Source organism: Cryobacterium sp. M91, assembly GCF_002929615.1.
GTDB lineage: Bacteria > Actinomycetota > Actinomycetes > Actinomycetales > Microbacteriaceae > Cryobacterium > Cryobacterium levicorallinum.
The window spans coordinates 42,278-61,338 of sequence record NZ_PJJT01000078.1; the positions used below are offsets into that span (position 1 = coordinate 42,278).

The 19,061-nt window shown below is 60.1% G+C and carries 14 protein-coding genes; 7 read left to right on the forward strand and 7 right to left on the reverse strand.

What is annotated here, in order from left to right:
• The first annotated feature begins 103 nt into the window (after positions 1-103).
• The gene (locus tag CXY80_RS06235; protein ID WP_146070689.1) at positions 104-1,999 is read left to right on the forward strand and encodes a hypothetical protein; all 1,896 of its coding nucleotides are present in this window, start codon (positions 104-106) and stop codon (positions 1,997-1,999) included.
• Between the two features lie 115 nt (positions 2,000-2,114).
• Here CXY80_RS06235 and CXY80_RS06240 read toward each other — a convergent pair whose 3' ends face one another.
• Positions 2,115-4,316: a glycosyltransferase gene (locus CXY80_RS06240; protein ID WP_104131978.1), complete on the reverse strand. Its 2,202-nt coding sequence runs from the start codon at positions 4,314-4,316 to the stop codon at positions 2,115-2,117.
• Between the two features lie 114 nt (positions 4,317-4,430).
• On the opposite strand from CXY80_RS06240, the gene CXY80_RS06245 reads away from it, so the two are divergent.
• The 6 genes from CXY80_RS06245 (at position 4,431) to CXY80_RS06270 (ending at position 13,139) form a co-directional block, all read left to right on the forward strand.
• Complete coding sequence (locus tag CXY80_RS06245) at positions 4,431-5,765, forward strand: glycosyltransferase (protein WP_104131979.1); 1,335 nt, start codon at positions 4,431-4,433, stop codon at positions 5,763-5,765.
• Complete coding sequence (locus tag CXY80_RS06250; protein WP_158251582.1) at positions 5,762-7,144, forward strand: glycosyltransferase family 4 protein; 1,383 nt, start codon at positions 5,762-5,764, stop codon at positions 7,142-7,144. Before CXY80_RS06245 ends, CXY80_RS06250 begins: the two co-directional genes overlap by 4 nt.
• Positions 7,145-7,367: 223 nt before the next feature.
• The gene (locus CXY80_RS06255; protein ID WP_146070690.1) at positions 7,368-8,456 is read left to right on the forward strand and encodes an O-antigen ligase; all 1,089 of its coding nucleotides are present in this window, start codon (positions 7,368-7,370) and stop codon (positions 8,454-8,456) included.
• Positions 8,456-9,724, forward strand: a complete 1,269-nt coding sequence (locus CXY80_RS06260) for a nucleotide sugar dehydrogenase (RefSeq protein ID WP_104131982.1) — start codon at positions 8,456-8,458, stop codon at positions 9,722-9,724. Before CXY80_RS06255 ends, CXY80_RS06260 begins: the two co-directional genes overlap by 1 nt.
• A 33-nt stretch (positions 9,725-9,757) precedes the next feature.
• The gene (locus CXY80_RS06265; protein ID WP_146070691.1) at positions 9,758-10,906 is read left to right on the forward strand and encodes a hypothetical protein; all 1,149 of its coding nucleotides are present in this window, start codon (positions 9,758-9,760) and stop codon (positions 10,904-10,906) included.
• Between the two features lie 130 nt (positions 10,907-11,036).
• Entirely contained in the window at positions 11,037-13,139 is a 2,103-nt protein-coding gene (locus CXY80_RS06270; protein WP_104131984.1) for an acyltransferase family protein, read from the forward strand.
• Positions 13,140-13,352: 213 nt separating this feature from the next.
• Here CXY80_RS06270 and CXY80_RS06275 read toward each other — a convergent pair whose 3' ends face one another.
• From CXY80_RS06275 to CXY80_RS06300, 6 genes are all read right to left on the reverse strand, one after another.
• Positions 13,353-14,408 carry a glycosyltransferase gene (locus tag CXY80_RS06275; protein WP_158251584.1) on the reverse strand — a complete coding sequence of 352 codons (1,056 nt, stop codon included), beginning with the start codon at positions 14,406-14,408 and terminating at the stop codon, positions 13,353-13,355.
• Positions 14,409-14,520: 112 nt separating this feature from the next.
• Positions 14,521-15,675 carry a glycosyltransferase family 4 protein gene (locus CXY80_RS06280; RefSeq protein WP_104131986.1) on the reverse strand — a complete coding sequence of 385 codons (1,155 nt, stop codon included), beginning with the start codon at positions 15,673-15,675 and terminating at the stop codon, positions 14,521-14,523.
• The gene (locus CXY80_RS06285; RefSeq protein ID WP_104131987.1) at positions 15,672-16,625 is read right to left on the reverse strand and encodes an NAD-dependent epimerase/dehydratase family protein; all 954 of its coding nucleotides are present in this window, start codon (positions 16,623-16,625) and stop codon (positions 15,672-15,674) included. Before CXY80_RS06285 ends, CXY80_RS06280 begins: the two co-directional genes overlap by 4 nt.
• A gap of 34 nt (positions 16,626-16,659) precedes the next feature.
• A complete protein-coding gene (locus CXY80_RS06290) occupies positions 16,660-17,304 on the reverse strand; it encodes an acetyltransferase (RefSeq protein ID WP_104131988.1) in 645 nt (214 codons plus the stop codon).
• Positions 17,301-17,939, reverse strand: a complete 639-nt coding sequence (locus tag CXY80_RS06295; protein WP_104131989.1) for a sugar transferase — start codon at positions 17,937-17,939, stop codon at positions 17,301-17,303. The genes CXY80_RS06290 and CXY80_RS06295 overlap by 4 nt, the downstream gene beginning before the upstream one ends.
• Positions 17,936-19,051 carry a DegT/DnrJ/EryC1/StrS family aminotransferase gene (locus CXY80_RS06300; protein WP_369828644.1) on the reverse strand — a complete coding sequence of 372 codons (1,116 nt, stop codon included), beginning with the start codon at positions 19,049-19,051 and terminating at the stop codon, positions 17,936-17,938. Before CXY80_RS06300 ends, CXY80_RS06295 begins: the two co-directional genes overlap by 4 nt.
• Positions 19,052-19,061: the final 10 nt, after the last annotated feature.

The window sequence follows — 19,061 nt, forward strand, 5'->3', positions numbered from 1 at the left end:
CGTGGTGGCGGCGCCGGCCGCCCCTCCGGCCCAGGCGTTGTCGGGTTCGGAGTTTGATCCAGGCAATATCATCAGCGATGCAAATTTCTTCACTCGCAGTGCGATGACAGAAAATGAAATTCAGGGTTTCCTTGACGCCACGGTCGGAACGTGTCTCAATACGAACTGCATGAACGTCTTTCAGATGGCCACGTTCACCCGCGCCGCTAAGGAAGATTGTCGGCAGTACGTGGGGGCAGCGGTCGAGCGCGTTTCACGAATCATCTTCAAGGTGCAAGAGGCGTGCGGCATCAGCGCCAAGGTCATACTCATCACCCTGCAGAAGGAACAGGGGCTGCTAACGAGCAAGCAGCCGTCGGCAGGTGTCCTCCGGAAGGCCATGGGAATGGGCTGCCCGGATACGTCTGTCTGTGATTCCGCTTACTACGGTGTTTACAATCAGATATACAGCGCCGCGCTGCAGCTGACCAGGTACACCAAAGGTTCATTCACCTACTTCCCAGTCGGTAGCCCGTCTCAAATCAAGTGGCACCCAGAGAGCAGCAGATGCGGAGCAGGCACTGTTACCGTAGCCAACCGAGCGACGGCCGCACTTTATTACTACACGCCGTACCAGCCCAACGCGGCTGCGCTTGCCAACCTAGGCGGCAGCGGCGACACGTGTTCCTCGTATGGAAACCGCAACTTCTGGGTTTACTACAACAATTGGTTTGGTTCTACGCAGGCCAGCCCCGCACCACTGGGCGCCTTTGAATCCATCAGCGCAACCGCCGGGCGAATAAACCTCAAGGGCTGGGCCTTCGACTACGACACCCAAGACTCGATCGCTATCCACGCTTACAGTGGGTCAGCGTTTGTCGGCGGATGGGTCGCGAACGGGTCGCGAGCGGATGTCCAGGCCGCCTACCCGTCGCGCGGCCTGCTGACCGGTTTCAGCGAAACCTTTGCCGTGAACCCCGGGTCGCGACAGATCTGCCTCCACGCCATAAATAATGGCGCGGGTAGCAATACGGCGTTGGGGTGCAAGACCGTAACGGTACCCTCGACCGCCCCGGTGGGCTGGTTTGATTCCGCCACGGCAACCTCGACAGGCGTAGTCGTGCGTGGTTGGGCGCTGGACCCCACGACCGCGACATCGACCAGCGTTCACGTTTACGTTGATGGAGCGTTCTCGGCAGGCTTCGCGGCCGGCAACACTCGCTCCGACGTCGGCAGCATGTATCCCGCCCTCGGGTCCCAGCACGGGTACTCGTCAACGATCACATTGAATGCCGGTAGGCACTCGGTCTGTGCCTACGCACTGAACGTTGCGGGCTCGCAATCCACCAGTCTTGGGTGCAAAACGGTCACTGTTGCGGCCGCGGCCGCGGCCGTCCCACGAGGGAATCTGGAGTCCGTCACGGCCACGCTGACCGGAGCGAATCTGGCTGGGTGGGCCTTCGACGCCTCCACTACCGCGTCAACGGACGTGCATGTATACGCTGACGGCCGCTTCGTTTCTGGTTTCTCGGCCAACGGAACTCGCACAGATGTGCAGCGGGCGTTCCCCAGCCAGGGGAGCCGGCACGGTTTCACCCAGGCGATCTCGCTGAGCGCTGGTAGGCATTCAGTCTGTGCCTTTGCGTTGACCGCATCAGGTTCGTCGTCAGCGGCGTTGGGTTGCAGATCAATCACGGTAGCGTCGTCGGCCCCGCGCGGATACCTCGACTCTGTGCAGGGGGTAAGCGGCGGCGCACAGGTTCGCGGCTGGGCTCTCGACCCGACGACCGCAGCGTCGACCGCAGTGCATGTCTATGTGGACGGTCAATTCAGCTCGGGCTTTTCCGCCAGCGTTGAGCGCAGCGACCTTCTCAGTGTGTACCCGAACCTCGGTGCCCGGCACGGATTCGATTCCCTGGTGTCGTTGACGCCAGGATCGCACCGCGTCTGCGTGTTCGGACTGAACGCGACCGGTAGCGCTTCGGTCGATCTCGGCTGTTCGACGGTCACGACGACGTAGGGTCGCACGGAGGGTCCGGTGACGGATCCCTGATCGGATGGGTAAAGGGCAAATGCGGGCTGAGTAACTCAGCCCGCATTCTGCTTTCGCAGCGCTCTTTTAGGTGCGTGCTCGTCTAGGTGCGTTCAATGTCGCGCATCTGCAGCGCCGCCCCGGGGTTTCGCCCGCGACCGACAACACGGCCGAGTGGTCCGAGAACGCGTGCAACGCTGAGTGACAGACGATATTTCTGACTGTTCTTGATCTCGGTGAGTTCGTGCAGGTAGAGCGCCGTGCGCTGCAGCAGGTCGTCGGTCACGATGGTCATCGTTCTGACGGCCGAGTGGCGTCGACGCAGACGGTCCTGGTCGATCGGCGCGTCAAGGGTGGCGAGTACCTGGCCCCAAAAGTCCCTGTTGTAGTCAGCCAGGGTGCGTAACGCTGGGGCGCTCGACGTGACCAGCGGTTCGGCGTCGTAGGCCGTTTGAACGCGAGCAGTCAATTCGGAGAAGAGACTGAAAAAGCTCACGTTCTCTTCGAGAGCCAGTGCAGTGGTGACCTCTCGAGCCACCGCTGTATCGAAGACGACGATGCGCTTATTGAGCTGCGCAGCCTCGGGAACGGGTAATCCGAATCCTTCGTACGCCGACGGGAAGACCACCACACGCGCTCGCGAGTAGACGGTCCCCACCTCGGCATCGGTGAGGGTGCCGCCCGGCAGAGCGTGCATCATGGGGAATTCTCGTGCGATATCCGGGCTTCCGAGAATGACAATGGGCAATGCACTACTGCGCAGCGCCTCCAGGGCAGACCGAACTTGCTTGTGCGGAAATGCATTCCCGATGACGAGAACGTAGTTGCCGCGAGCGATGACTTCAGCACAGGCCGGGGTGATTGCCGCAGAGAAATGGTTGACTTCCGTGACATCCGCTGGCAAGCCGGAGCCCTGGTGCAGAACGGCCGTTCGAGAACGCAAGGTCTGCAGATCGGGAAAGAAATCCATGGCGTCATCGAGCGTGGCCTCGCTGATCGCGACGACACTGTCGGCATAGGCCAGTGCCGCATGCACGATTTCGGGCTTGTACGGCACCATGAGCCGCAGCCCCCAGGAACGCAGTGCGATGACATCGAGGTAGGAGACCACCCACTTTGCGCAGAACCGGTTGAGCGACGTTATCTGCCCCAAAGAGGTGACCGGCGCTATCGCGACGCCGACATCGAAGACCTCATCGATATCTCCGTAGGGGATCACTCGCAGATCCGACGAATGTAGGTCGAAAAAGTCGATGACGTCCTGGGGAGCAGCCACGGTCACTGCTATCGAACCAGGGTCGACGTTTTCCTTGACAAACTGCAGAAAACTCAGAGCATTCTTCGTGGATCCGTCGAAGGCTAGTGAGAGGTGGTGCAGGTCGATCAAGACCTTCTTGCCCGGACCATCCGGGTGCGCAATGATGTCCGCAAAGCGGTCGAGCACCGAGTACTCGTTCTTGATGAAGTTACTCACGGCGGCCGGATAAAACGGGTACCGGGCGTGCAGAATCTTGGAGTTCTCTGCCTCGAGCATCGCACGCTGTTCAGTACCAAAGCTCGTGCTTCCGACGTGGTAAACCAACGCATGGTTCGCGATGAGTGACGAATAGCCGAGGGCGTTGAGGCGCAGGCAGAAATCGTTCTCCTCGTTGTAGCCCATTCCGAATACCTCGTCAAAGAGGCCATTGTTGGCGACCAGGGAGCGACGGATCAGGAAACAGAATCCGATTGCGACCGGTGTTATGTAGTAGCGGGGAAGACTCGGCGAGATGGCATCAAACACACGTGCTGTGCGGGCCTCGTCGCGGTCCGCAAAACGGTCGCGCTGGTAGAAGGGCAGGGTCGCGATGGTGGCATCGTTGCTTCGCGGGCAGACGACCGCGTGGCGTTCGGAAAGGTTGAGCACCCGGCGCATTTCATCGAGCGAGCCTGGCGTGATGCGGGTGTCGCTGTTGAGCAGCAGAAGGTCGTTGCTCGTGCGATCGAGCTCGAAGGCAGCACGATTGCAGGTGCGGACAAAACCGAGATTCGAAGGATTGCGCTCGTATCGAAAGTTGGGCAGCCCGAAGATCATGCCCAGCAGGCCAGCCTCAATCACATCGGCGTCGGGCCCACAGTCATTGACGATCAGAACGTCGTAACTGTCGGCAGGTGCGTGTTCGATGAGAGCGGCAATGCAGCTGCGCAGGGATGCCCAATCTCCGTAGACCGGGACCACAATCGTGACGCGATTTAGATTCTTGTCCGCAGCGGGAGCCTGTGTCGAGGCGGAAGTCGCGGTGTCTTGTTCCTGAGGAGCGGGCATCCACTCAGCCTACCGGCGGGATCAATGAGGTCGGAAAGCTAAGGTTGTTCAGTGAGAGTTCTCTTGTTGTCGCATAGTTCCGCCGTCGAAAATCTGGGCGGCGCGGAATTGTCAATGTTGCAGATGATCGACAACTGGAGAATCTACGACCCGTCGGTAGAAATCATGGTCGTATCGCGCACCCCTGTGGGTCTTCTGCAGCCCGAACTCGAGCGGCGCGCCGTTCCGTGGCTGAACCTGGAATTTGGATCGTGGGTACTCCCGAAGCTGATCGTTGCGCCGGAGGATGTGTACCGAACCGCGCGTCACGACTTTTTGGCCACGAAGGCATTGGTGCGGTTGATTCAGGAGTTGGCACCGGACGTCGTTGCAACCAACACGATCGTGGCTCCCTGGGCGGCCCTCGCGGCGAAAATGGTGGGCGTTCCGCACATTTGGTTCCCCAGCGAATACGGCGACGATCACGAGTTTGCGATCGGAGTCGACCACACCTTTGAAGACTTGGGAGCGCTGTCCGACCTCGTCGTCGCGAACTCGGGGGCGCTGAAATCGTACCTGTCGCGCTGGATTCCGGAAGAAAAGATGGCCGTCTTGTATCCCGCACTGGACTTTTCTGACATTGCAGATCGCGTGAAGGGGAACGCAGAGTGGGTAAATCCCTTCTCGGACGAACCCGAGACCCTCCGCGTGGTTTGTGTTGGCAGAATTGCGCCGTCAAAAGGGCAGGCGCGGCTGGTGCGCGCCGTGTCCGCGCTCCTAGAGCGCAACGTTCGCGTTGAGGTGGCATTGGTAGGGAGCGGCAGGGACGGTGACCTTGCCAGCATCCGTTCGCTGATTGAGGAGCTGGGCGTGGGCGACAGGATCACCCTCACCGGCGAGGACGCAAATCCCTTTCCGTATATTGCCGCAGCCGACGTCGGCGTCGTTGTCTCGGTCAGTGAAGGGTTCGGGCGCGTCACCGTTGAGTACCTCGCGACCGGAAAGCCGGTCGTCGCGGCGCGGGTCGGAGCGACACCGGAACTGGTCGCAGACGGTCGCACCGGGCTTCTCTACGACCCCACTGACGAATCAGCGCTGGAACGGGCGCTGCTTACCTATCATCAAGACCCGACGTTGTTGGCAGCCCACGGCGCGGCCACCCGGGCAGCGGCTGCTGAGATTGTGAACCGCAACACCCTGCCCGCGATCGTGCGGCAGATCGAGAGCTGCATTGTGGCCGGGTCTGCTCCCATCGAACGGATGCCCCACCTGGTCCTGTCGTGGATGACCCTGCCGGCTGCCGCGCAACAGATGTTTCGTGACGTCGGAGCGTCGGTCGATCCGCACGACTCGATTACTTGGACTGTAGGAAACACTCTGGCTCGGCCGCTACGCATTGGCCGTCGAACGGCTGCGCGCTTGGCTCGGCGCCTATTGCCACGCAGCATTCGGAACGGATGGCACTCATGAAGGTATTTATTCTCTCGCACAGCTCGGCGGTTGAAAATCTCGGTGGCGCCGAGCTGTCGTTGCTGCACCTGATCGACGCCTGGGCGAAAGATGATTCCGAGGTGACATTCTCGGTCGCGGCGCGCGGCCCGGTGGGACTGTTGCAGCCTGAATTGGCGGCTCGCGGCGTGACCACCCACACCCTGGATTTCGATGCCTGGGTGCTCCCGCTCGTGCGCACAGACCCCGCCGACATTCTCGACACAGCCCGTAGAAACTCCGAAGCCGTCTTGGCCATCGTTGAGCTCCTGCGGCTCGAAACCCCCGATGTCGTCATCACCAATACGATAATTTCGCCGTGGGCAGCACTCGCAGCGCGGCATCTCGGCATTCCGCACGTTTGGTTCGTGCATGAGTTTGGCGATCTGGACCACGGCCTGCAGTTTGAGATATCGCGCGCATCCACTTTTGAAGATATCGGCATTCTCTCCGATCTGGTCGTCGCCAACTCGCGTGCCGTTCACGAGCACATAGGCCAGTGGATTCAGGCAGACAAGCTCGCGATCGCCTATCCGGTCATCGACCTGGCGCGGGCCCGCGAGCTCGTCGGCCGGGCGCCTGCCGAGCCGATCCTGCCGCAGGTTCAGGCCAGGCTCACCGCGGTCATGGTCGGGCGCTTGGCAGCGTCCAAGGGACAGTGGCGCCTTCTGAACGCTGTGGCGGCGCTGCGCGATGAGGGCACGATCATCGCCGCGATTCTTGTCGGTGGCGATCAGGGCGACGACGCCGATGCGGTGAAACAACGCGTTCACGACCTGGCGCTCGACGACCAGGTTGTGTTCGTGGGCGAGACCGACAACCCGTTCTGGTACATCGACCGCGGAGACTTCGGAATCACCGCATCCACCAGCGAAGCATTCGGTCGCGTGACCGTGGAATACATGGCCCTGGGTAAACCGGTCATTGCAGGACGCAGCGGCGCGGGTGCAGAACTGGTGCGTGACGGCGTTACGGGGCTGCTCTTCGACCCCAACAGCCCTGATGATCTCGTGCGCGCCCTGCGCTACGCCGTTGACCATCGGAATGATCTCAGCGCAATGGGGGAGGCGGCTCGCAGGTCGGTCGCGGACATCTCTGTGGCCTATCCGCTCGCGACCATCGTCACGCGGATCGAAGCCTTGGTCACTGAAGGACCGGGAACGATGCCGCGACTGCCGAACGCGCTCAACCTCTGGCTCGACCTGCCGGCCGCCGTCGAGGGCACGGGCCGAGCGCTCCACGCCCGCAACACGGCCGTTCTCTCCTCGGCGTCGTGGCGGCTGGGAACGTATGCCCTGAAGCCCGCCAGACTGCTCAAGAGAATCACTCGACGATTGGTACGACGTGCACGCCGCAAGTAGTCGAAGGGCCCGCGCGGCTGAATTGATTCCCGCCTTCCCTCAGATTCACGGCGAGCGGTCGCGCCTGACGCAACCCCTACTCGCCCTAGTCGTCGCCTTCGCTTTTTTCCTGCTCTTTCCGCCCGTGGGCTTCGACAGTCGGTATTCACTCCTCGAGCTTTCCCTCCTAATCCTGGCCGCAGTGCTTCTCATTACTGCGGCCGGCCGAGTAGCCGTTCGTGGATTGACCATTCCCACCGCTCTTGTCGCGTTGGTTGTTCTCATGTGTATGTCGGCAGCTTGGAGCTTCACCTCATGGGAGAGCGCGAGGGATGCGCTGGCATTTGCTGTGCTCGCCTTGGCAGCGGCCTGTATCGTTCGCTCCGCCCGCATCAATACAATCCTGATTGGAATTGTCGCCGGCGGTCTTCTCGCGCTCGGCGGTTCCCTGGTGCTCATTGTGCTGGCTCCTGAGCAGGCGTTTTACCACACCGGCGCCATCCAGGGCTTGTACGGAAACCGCAACGGTTTCGGTTACGTCATTCTGATGGCCTTCCCCGCAGCCATTGCTATGCGCCTAAATTTCCGCGGTGGAGTTTGGCTGAAGATTGCCGTTGCCGTGGCCCTGGCGGTAGGCGTTGTCGCCAGTGATTCCAAAACCTCGATCTTCGCGATGACGCTCGTGTTACTGGTCTGGATTGCACTCGTGCTGCTCAGGCGCAGCTGGATCTATGTGGCCGTTTTGGCGGTGGGAACCGCGGTTGTGGGTGTCGTGGTCATCGCCAACTTTGATCGCGTGCTCGAGTTTCTTGGCAAAAACGCGACCCTCAACGGCCGGTCGGAAATTTGGAACGCGGTGCTGTCGGTTGTGCCACAGAGTCCGGTGATCGGTTTCGGTTGGTCGCGATCCTGGCCAATCGGCTCGCCGCATAGCCGGGCCGTCGTAGAGGCCCTAGGCGGCCACGCCGTATTTCACGCTCACAATGAACTGTTGAACTGGCTCGTGACCCTCGGTGCAGTCGGCGTTATCGTCGTGATGGCGCTCTATGCCTTCGTGTTGTGGGGAGGAGTGCGCATTTATCGCAACAGGGGAGTCATTGGCGGCATCTGGATCCTCCTGGCGGGCGTGATGCTCATTGGGCGTGGCTTCACTGACATCAGTGAGACCTCACCCCAGGGATGGTTCATGCTCGTGCTGGTGGCTTGCGCCGCGGCAAAATACTGGTCCGGCGATTCAGCGAAGCCAACTTCACGATGGTTGCTCCTCCGCCTGCCGCAGCGTCGAGGCGCACCGCGACGTGCTGAACGCGAAGAAATGGTAACTTCAGAGTGATGATAAACCGCACACAGACCGTTGTAGTAGTTGGCCAAGGATACGTAGGGCTCCCCGTCGCAATGCGGGCAGTTGAGCAGGGATACCGGGTTGTTGGCGTGGATGTCGACACACGACGCGTTGACAGTCTCAAGGCTGGAGTCTCGTTCGTCGATGACATCACGGCCGAACAGCTCAGCGCGGCGCTCGAATCCGGTGCGTACCTGCCGACAACGGACTACGCGGATGCGGCCCAATTCGATATTGCGGTCATTACCGTTCCCACGCCTCTGCGCGAGAGCCTGCCTGACCTCACCTTCATTGAAGACTCGGCGGCTTCCCTCGCTCAACTGCTAAAGAAGGGTTCCGTCGTCGTTCTAGAATCGACAACGTACCCAGGCACGACAGAGGAGCTTCTGGTTCCCATCCTGGAGAAGGGGTCCGGACTCGTCGCCGGTGTTGACTTTCACGTTGGATACAGCCCTGAGCGCATCGACCCGGGCAACAAGACCTGGGGCTTTGTCGAGACACCGAAGGTCGTCTCAGGCATCACCCCGGCGTCCCTCGTTGCGGTCCAGTCCTTCTATGACAGCCTGGTCAATCAGACCGTTCCGGTGAGCACTCCGAAGGAAGCCGAACTCACCAAACTGCTCGAGAATACTTTTCGACACGTCAACATTGCCCTGGTCAATGAGCTCGCAATTTACGCCCACCAGTTGGGTGTGAATGTGTGGGAGTCCATTGAGGCTGCCAGCACGAAGCCGTTTGGTTATATGAAGTTCACTCCTGGGCCGGGCGTCGGCGGTCATTGCCTGCCGGTGGACCCAAGCTATCTTTCCTGGCAGGTGCGGCGCAAACTGGGCCAGAATTTTCGTTTCGTTGAACTTGCCAACGACATCAACGATCACATGCCTGACTATGTCGTTCAGCGGCTGATGATGATGCTGAACAAGTTGGGCAAGTCGGTCAATGGGTCGCGAATTGTGCTTGTGGGCTTGTCGTATAAGAAGAACACTGGTGATATCAGGGAATCCCCGTCGCTGCGCCTCATCGACATCCTTACTGAGTATGGCGCGACCGTCGTAGGTATTGATGAGCATGTTGAGGCGCACCGTTGGCCTTCGAGCGTGGAAAAGGGCGCGCTCGACGCGGCCACGCTCGATGGAGCCGACGTCATTGTCATGGTCACCGACCACGACGACTTCGACCTCGACGTGCTTCGTGCAACGACCACCGGGATCCTCGACACGAAGAACAAGCTGTCCGGAGAGCATGTCGAACGGCTCTAGCGGGGTTCTGGGGTGGTCTAGAGGATGGCCGTTGTGAAGTCGTCGCTCCCGACGCTCGCGAACGCGGCATCTGTTCTGGCTGTGCAACTGTTCGCACTGGTAACTTTGGCCCCGGCGAACTTCGGGCTCTTTTCCGTTCAGTACCTGCTGTTCGCCTTCGGATCGTCGCTGTCGCTGTCGCTGATCAGTGAGGCCTGGTTGCGGGCTGACCTCCAAGGTCGGGGGAGGGCTGAGTGGCGCGCCTATTCCTCGGTGACGCTCTATCTGTCGGGGGCAGCCGGGGCGGTTACCTTAGGCCTTTCGCTCCTCATCGAACCTCTGCGTTCTGTGGCGTGGTTGGGCGCAGTGGCCGTGGCCGCGGCCGTCTATCGAAGCTCAGCTCGCTACTATTCCGTGCGCATGGGGGAACGGCGGGGCGTGATCTCCGGTGACTTGGCGGGACTGGGTGTGGCATCGCTGGTCTGGGTCGTCTTGTTCTCGGCCGGTCTTCGTGATCTCTGGATCATGACGGCGGTTTGGGCTGCCTCGGCTGTGGCCGCAGCGGCGTTGTCCAAACGCCCGAAAATTCTCAGGCCTCAGTCTCTCGGGGAGTGGAGGCGCGGGCATGCACAGCAGATCCGTCCGCTGCTTCGAGACTCGCTGCTGATGGACGCAGGCTCCATCGGCACACCATATTTGTTGGCCCCGGTTCTCGGACTGGCCGGCTTTGGTGTCTATCGCGCAATTTCTAATGTTGCCGCACCCGTTCGCCTCGTTCTGAACCCGATCCGACCTCAGCTGGCATCGGCGGCCATAGAAACACAGCGATCCGGAAAACGCGTGGGGATCGTTGTAGCCGCGAGCGTCATCTTCGGCGGCGCAGCCTACCTAGGCGTCTTGTTGGTAGGAATGCTCCCGGTTAGCCTCGGTTCTCTCAGCGAGATTGTCACCTTCGCCGTCCCCGCGGCAGTGTTCGTCAGCGCTAGTTTTCTTGGGCACTACTTCTATATCGTTGCCCGTTCCCACCTGAGCGGGCGACGGCTGTTGGCGGGCCGAATCATTCAAACTGGTCTAGCCATCATCGTGCCAATCGCTGGTGTGTTGCTCGGGGGCCTGTCCGGAGCAATCTGGGGGTACGCCGGCTGCACCGCATTCTCTGCCCTGGTCTGGATGGCTTTGGTCCTGCGGCCCTCAAGAGCGTGAGGCGATCGTTCGTTCCCGGGACGGTCAGGCGGCTCGGCCAAAGTGTCTGCTGAGGATCGGTTGGGAGATAGAATCCTCCTATCGCCACTTTTCCGCACTTGAGCGTCAGGGCGGAAGAAGTGGAAACGGTATGAGCAGGCGAACGGTCGTCGGGGGCGCATACCCAGCGGCACAAGTCGAGCCGGTGAGGATCGAGCACCAGCTGCCGCGTCGGCGCGATATTCAGGGCCTTCGCGCGGTAGCTGTGATGTTGGTGGTTATTTATCACTATTTCCCTCAGTACCTGTCCGGTGGTTTCATCGGCGTCGATGTCTTTTTTGTAATTTCCGGATTCCTCATTTCCTTGTTGTTGTTTAAAGAGATTGAACGCTCAGGGCGCATCTCGTTGTCCGCATTTTATGCACGTCGAATACGGCGGCTCTTACCCGCGGCGTTTGTGACGATGATCGGGACGGCGATGGCGGCGGCGCTGATCGTTGGTCCTGTTCAACTGGTCGCAGTCCTTCAGGACATGGCCTGGACTGCCGTCAACTTGGCCAATTTCCACTTTCAACAAGCGACCACGGGTTATTTTGATACGTCAGAGCCGTCGCCATTCCTACACTTCTGGTCGCTCGCGGTTGAGGAGCAGTACTATCTTGTTTGGCCGCTGCTCCTTACCATCGTTCTTTTCGTTTCTCGAAACCGGAAGGGCATCTTCATTTGGGTCCTTCTGGCCATTATCATCGGTTCTCTGTCCGCTTCCATAGTTGCCACGAATGCGGGGGCCCCCGAAGCATACTTCTCACTGGGGACTCGTGCATGGGAACTCGCAATCGGCGGTGTGCTCGCCTACGTCATCCTCCATCGCCGTTTCGTTATCTCAGGGCGACTGAGAACGGGCTTGAGCTGGGTCGGGGTTTCGGCGGTTGCGGGGTCGGCTCTCTTCTTCACTGACGTGACGCCTTTCCCCGGATGGACTGCGGCCATTCCCAGTATTGGCGCGGCGTTCATCCTGTGGGCCGGATCGTATGGAGCAGGGGGCGCGGTCAACCGGCTCTTGGCGCTCCGACCGGCTCAGTTCATAGGGAACATTTCTTATTCTTTGTACTTGTGGCACTGGCCTGTTCTTGTGCTCGGATCTGCCTTTTTTGAAGACGGCCCCGGGAAGCTGCAGCTGCTGGTGCTCGCCTTCATCTCATTTGTCCTGGCCATTGGGAGCTACTTCCTTGTCGAGCGGCGGCTTGGCCGAATCAGGGGCTTCGCTCGTTCCCGTCGCGTTTTGGTCGTAGGACTGGCGGTGACTTTGGTCGCGTCCTCGACCCCTTTGGTAGCCTCGGCCTTTGTGCCTCAGTCGTCCGGCGAAATCATCGCTGAAGAAGGTCCTCCGAATATCGCCCTTTCGTCGGCGAATAGTCCGATTACCTTTGACGCTCAAGGCCCCGGTATCGTGCCCAAGGTCGTCCCGGCCAATCTGCGCATTCCGCTTGATGAACTCGGTAATGACCTTGCGGAGGTATTCACGAATGGTTGTTATGCGGCAACGGTGACCGTTTGCGAAGGCGGCGACCCCAATGGCAAGACAAAGATCGTACTTGCCGGAGACTCTCATGCTGGTCAGTGGTGGCCAGCTGTTGAACGGGCGGCTCGAGACAACGGCTGGAAGCTCTATATCGTAGGCAAGAACGGGTGTCCGCTAGCCAACGTTGAAATCAGTCAGGGAGCGACGAGCGACGAATGGCCCCAGTGTGCAATGTGGCAGAGGGATGCTCCGAGTGCAATTCTCGCTCTCGAACCGGATCTCGTTGTTGTCGCAAATCATGCACAGGGATACCGGACGAGCAAAGCTAGCCTCAAGCGCGGGTTCACCGACAAATGGCGTGGGGGCGCCGCGTCAATGCTCCAGGAACTGTCAGCAGGCAGCGGTGTACTTCTCATAGGACAAACTCCCACGCTTCTGGCGGACCCGGCCACGTGCCTATCTGAAAATATTCTCGATGTCAGCGCTTGCTCCACTCCACTTGACGGGGCGGTCCCTCCCGATCTTCGGGGCTTAAATGAGAGCCTTGCTGCACAACAGCATGTGTCGTATTTCGACCCGCTCCAGCTGGTGTGTTTTGATGACGTGTGCCCAATGATTACCAGCAATGTTGTAATGTACCGCGATTCATCGCATCTCTCGGCAACGTATTCGACGCAGCTGAGCCCTAAAGTGGCTGCGGTGATTTTGGCTGCACTGGCTGAACACCGTTAGGGCAGGAACGGCGTCTGACGTGCCAGAAAAGATTACTCAAATTAGGGCCTCTTCACGCACAGGTCGTGGGACAGCCGGGCCCGGGTTGAACGCATCGGACAGTGACGTCAACAGGTGGACCGAAGCCTTCTGTCCACGGTGTAGGCACGAATAATTGAAACTGATCCCTGATGTCACGACCTTGTCGGTTCGGCCCTGACCTGTCGTACGTATTCAGGTCAGACCGACGGCCTTCCGGAATGTGGCTTCCCATCCGGCGAAGCTGTAACTTCGCTCGACCGCATCGCGTCCAGCCGCGCCCCGAGCGGCACGGCGAATCGTCGACTCCTGCAGGATGGATTCAATGGCTGATAGCCAGTCGTCAGCGGAGGAAGCAGCGAGCCCTTCGGCAGCCTTGAGTACGGCCGCGTTTGATCCGACAGGACTCCCGATCATCGGCAGTCCAGTAGCGCCATATTGAAGAAGTTTGTAAGCGCACTTCCCACGCGTCCACTCGGTGTCATCGAGGGGCATGATGCCGAAGTCTGCGGCTGCCAGATGATGCGAGAAGGTCGAAGGGTGCCAGGCGACGCGGTCGACCATCGGGCCGAGAGAACCGAGGTTCCCTTCGCCTGCGCTGATTACGGTTATGCGAAGTCCATTCATGCGGTGGAGGGCGAGCAGCGGCTCAGCGACAAGCCGTAGGTATGATTCAGTACTCGGCGATCCGAGCCAGACTGCACGTGGAGTTGACTGCAGTTCATAACTCTTTTTTGTCGTGTACTCGTTGGGATTGACGCAGCTGGGTATCACCACGACATCCTCACTATGTACCGAGGCCTCGTTGGCTAGAAAGTCATTACCGGCTATGACGATGTCTGCGGCGAGAACGGCGCGTCTCCAGACCCGGCTCTTCGACCAGAGTTTGTCCAAGCGACCGCTCGGTGAGTGCATCAGCGCATCATCGAAATCATAAATGCCTCGTGCAGAGTTGCCGAGCAGACGAGCCTCGATACGGCCATTGCTAAATGGACTGGCCTGGCGGGAAAGCAGAAGCGTTTCATCACCGACGGAACTGGCGAGTTGCCTCAACTTCAGCTCTGAGTTGAGGAGCAGATGCGGCGCTCGCGCTAAAACTGCCGGTGAGTTCGAAGCGCCGTCGAGATAAGTGTGACTTTGAGCGTCTACGCCAAGCCAATCCAGCCAGTCGAAGACCCTAACGCGGGCGCTGCCGGCCCTTCGTCCGTAGGACGTGACCGTCTGAAGGTGATGCTTTTGATGTTCGATCATGGGTTCCTCTCGCATGCAGCTGCCGAGTTTCAGACGCCGTCCGCTGACGTCTCTCCGACAAGTTCACGGTCATCGCTTCCAAGATGCTTGAAAATAGCGGGATCGGTACTGGTCATGAGTGAAGACTTTCGACGTAGTACGTGTTGAGCCGGTCCCAGACATCCGCTCGATCGAATTGCGCAGTAACCCGGATACGTGCTGCCTCGCCCATGCGGCTGCGCAGGCTTTCATCGGCAATAAGACGCTCCAACGCGTCGGCCAACTCCGTTGCGGAGCCGACAGCGACAATCAGCCCGGTAATCTCCGTGACAACGGAATCTACGGCTCCTGTGGCGTCCGTGGTCACGGCCGGGACGCCCGACGCTGCAGATTCGAGAACGACATTGGGAAATCCCTCACGGTATGTGGGGAGGCAGAAGATATCCATGAGTTGAAAGTAGGGGCGCGTGTCATGAACGTGACCGGTAGCGATCATTTGCCGTCCCGAAAACCTGATCGCTTCGATGAGGGACCCGTCTTCGCCCTCGTCAAGACCACCAACTACCAAGAGCTGATGATCAACCCCCCTTTGGGTTAGGAGCGCCCGCGCCTCAGACAAGACTGTCAGGCCCTTGTCGGCGCTGAGTCGCCCGACGAAGCCGATGACCGGAACTTCAGCGACGATGCCTAAGGATTCGGCGAGGGACGCAATTTTGCCCGGTGCGAAACTATCACGGGTAAACGCCTCCACGTCGACGCCGTTCGAACTGCCGTGACCGAGAACGCGCACTTTTGCCGCTGATACGAGCCCGTATTCAACGACCCTGCGCGAGAGACTTTCACTCACGGAAACCACATCGTGCGCTACGCCCATGGAAATGCGTTCCAGTGCGGCAAGCATGCGTCGCTGCATTCCCGAACAGGTCTCCAGTCGGAGACCGCGCAGTATATATATGCGGCGGGGGACTTTAGCGAGAAACCCAGCTATTCCACCTAGGAGGGCGGCTTTGGGGGTGCCGACGGATATGACGTTGGGACGGACCTGACGTAGCAGACGATGCCAGGCGATGAGAGAGCGAAGGTCCTGAAGTGGTGACGGCTGTCGGACCATAGCGACTGCATGGGTCGCGATACCTGGCACCGTGCCGAGCGCGCTCAGTGCCGGACCTGGAGCGCTGACGACATGCACATCCCACCCCTCGTCACGAAGGTACTCCGGGAAACCCCGCATCAGTGTCAGCGACATATCACTGGTGACGCCGAGCAGAATTCGTGGGGGGTGAGTCATGCGCTTTCGGCGGCTTCGGTCTGAGTGTCCTTGAACCAAGTGAGAGTCTGCTCCAGGCCAGAGGTCAACGAAACCGGTTCAACGGCCGGAAACAGCTGGCGAACACGAACCCCATCCGACTGTGATGCGCGGACATCGCCGACGCGTGTTTCCTGATGCGTTTTGGTGACGGCGTGTCCCAGGAGGGTTTCCATCTCGCTGATGAGTTGCAGGAGCGTGGTGTTGGTGTTGAAGGCAAGATTGACGGGATCGTTGGAGTGAGTCCCCTCGGCGATAGCGGTGGTGATCACGGCGCACACGGTGCCGACGAAGGTGAAGTCTCGAGACTGCAACCCATCGCCATGCACGAGCAGGGGCGCATCGGACAGTGCAGCATCGAGAAATTGAGGTATGACGGCGGCGTAGGCGTGGCCGGCAGCTTGCCCGGGACCGTAGACGTTGAAGAAACGGAACGCTAGGTTCTGCATTCCATAAGAGAAGTTGTACGCGAGCGGGTAGCCCTCCGTTGCTTGTTTGCTCACCGCGTAGGGACTCATTGGCCGAGTCCAATCGAATTCCGACTTGGGCAGCGCCGGGTTGCTGCCGTAGACGGAACTGGACGAGGCGACGATAACCTGATTGATGCCGGATGCCCGTGCGCTCTCGAGCACGTTGAGGGTTCCGGTCGAGTTCGCGTCGTGTGTCGGCCGAGGTGCGGCGACGGAACGCGGGACGCTGGGGATTGCAGCGAGGTGCACGATCGAATCAACGCTCGCCGCGGCCTCGGCCAGAATGTCCAGATCGAGAATACTTCCCTCGAAGAACTGGGCGTTAAGACCGGTCAGGTTCTCGCGATAGCCCGTACTGAGATCGTCGAGGATGCGTACTTCCCAATCGGGAAAGGTGTTGTTGATGTATCGGGTCAGATTCGATCCGATGAATCCGGCGCCGCCGGTGATGAGAACCTTCATTGCAGTTTCTTCTCCTTGATCTGTGACATTCGAGCTAGCGAGCTGGGACGCCCTTGACGGTAGTGGCGTCCGGTACGTCCCGCACGACACAGGCGGCCGCACCGATTGTGCTGTCTGACCCGAGGCTGAGGCCCTGAAGCACGACGGCACCGGCGCCGATGAGCGTTCTGGACTGCACGGTGACGTCACCGGATACGACGGCGGCCGGGTTGACGGAGACGAAGTCGTGAATAACAGTATCGTGACCAATGGTCACATTAGGGTTGAGGTGAACATGGCTGCCCAGCCGCACGTTCGTGGAAACCTGCACGCCGGCACAGATAATACTTCCAGGCCCGATCTGAGAATCAGCGCCGATTCCGGCCGAGGGGTGCACTGCAGTGGCAGCTGTGAATCCTGCCTTGAGGAAAGCCCGCGTCACAGTCGACCGCACGGCCGGGGCCCCGATGGCCACCAGGAAATCTGCCGTCTGCCCCTGACGAAACCAATCGGCTTCGGTCCCAAGATACGAGATGCCGAGGGAGCGGAGCCTAGTGAGATTGACGCTGCTCGGTTTGGCATCGACCACGCCGACCACGCGGAACGGCGGCACCGCTGACGCCCCGTTGAGTGCAGCTACGACGTCAAGGGTCTCACGGCCGAATCCTCCGGCACCGACAATGACCAGTGCCCGTGTCATCGTGTCTCTGGTTCGGTCGGAGAGCCGAAAAATTCGGGCATGGTTGCGTTGCCTGAGGCGCTGATCTCATCGCGTCGGGTCAGCGCCCCCACTGTCTTCAGCAGAATCTTGAGGTCAAGAGCAAAGGAACGGTGTTCGACATAGTAGACGTCGAGTGCAAACTTCTGTTCCCAACTCAAAGCGTTGCGACCCGATACCTGGGCGAGGCCGGTCACTCCGGGGCGAACCTCGTGACGGCGGGCCTGCACGGGCGTGTAGCGGTCGAGGTAAGCCACGAGGAGTGGACGTGGGCCAATAAGACTCATATCGCCGCGGATCACGTTGACGAGCGTCGGAAGCTCATCAAGGCTCGTGGCGCGCAAGGCACGGCCGAACGACGTCAGTCGCTGCTCGTCGGTGACCATGCCTCGACAAGGTGCCGTGTTCTTCATCGTGCGAAATTTGAACAAGGTAAAGACGTCGCCGTTCAAACCCGGCCTGGCCTGTTTGAACAGTACGGGGCGGCCGAGTTTCGCCGCCACAAGTACGCCGACTGCCACCTGAATCGGGAGCGAAACAATCAGAGCACCGCAGGCGAGAATTACGTCGCCGGAGCGCTTGAAGCGATCGTACGCCAATACATGAGCCGCGCTCATTTCGAACCGAGAAAGCCGCGTATTCGGGTACTAATGCGCTCGACGTCCGCATCGCTGAGCACGGAGCCACTCGGCAGGGTGATTCCGGTTTCGAACAGGCGTTGCGAGACACCATTGACCAGCGAACGGTCCTGCGCGAAGACCGGTTGCAGGTGCATGGGCTTCCACAGCGGGCGGCTCTCGATGTTATCGGTGGCGAGAGCGGCCGACAGCTCGCCAGCCGGCCAGCCGGTGACTCCTGGGTTCACCAAGATGGAGGTGAGCCAGAAATTATCTTCGGAGTCAGTCGTGCCCCCAAAGATCTCCACGCCCGCGACGTCCGCAAACAGCGCGCGATACATCTCGCGAATCTGACGGCGCCGAGCGATCATGGTCGGGAGCCTTACCAACTGGGCACGGCCGAGAGCAGCCAGGATGTTGCTCAGCCGGTAGTTGTAGCCGATCTCGGTGTGTTCGTAGTGCGGCACGGGTTGGCGCGCTTGAGTCGCGAGGTAACGCGCGCGATCGGCAATGTCGGCGCTGTCGGTGAGGAGCATCCCTCCACCAGACGTGGTCATGATCTTGTTGCCGTTGAATGAGATTGCCGCTATTGCGCCGAAGGATCCCGCCGGTCGGCCGAGATGACTGGCGCCGAGCGACTCCGCTGCATCAGAAATGAGGGGAATGTCGAAGCGTTCTGCGAGGGCAGCTATCGCCGGGTAATCGGCAACCTTGCCGAGTAGGTCGACAGGAAGCAGAGCCGCGGGTCGCTGACCGCTTGCTTCTAGGTCGGTGAGGGCTTCCTCAAGAAGCGCCGAGTCCATGTTTCCCGTTGATTCAATGGAATCGATGAAGTACGGGTGCGCACCCACGTATCGAATGGCATTTGCTGTTGCCGCGAACGTCATCGTCGAGGTCAGAACGATGTCTCCTGGTTTCACCCCGTGCGCCAAAAGCGCCAGGTGCAGGGCGGCGGTTCCGGAACTCAGCGCTACCGCGTAGGAGCGCTCCGTGAGGGCAGCCAACGACTCCTCGAACGCATTCACGTCGGGTCCCAAAGGTGCGATCCAACCTGAGCGCATCGCATCCAGTACGTAGCGCTCTTCCAACTCGCCCACATCAGGGGCAGACATATACAGGCGG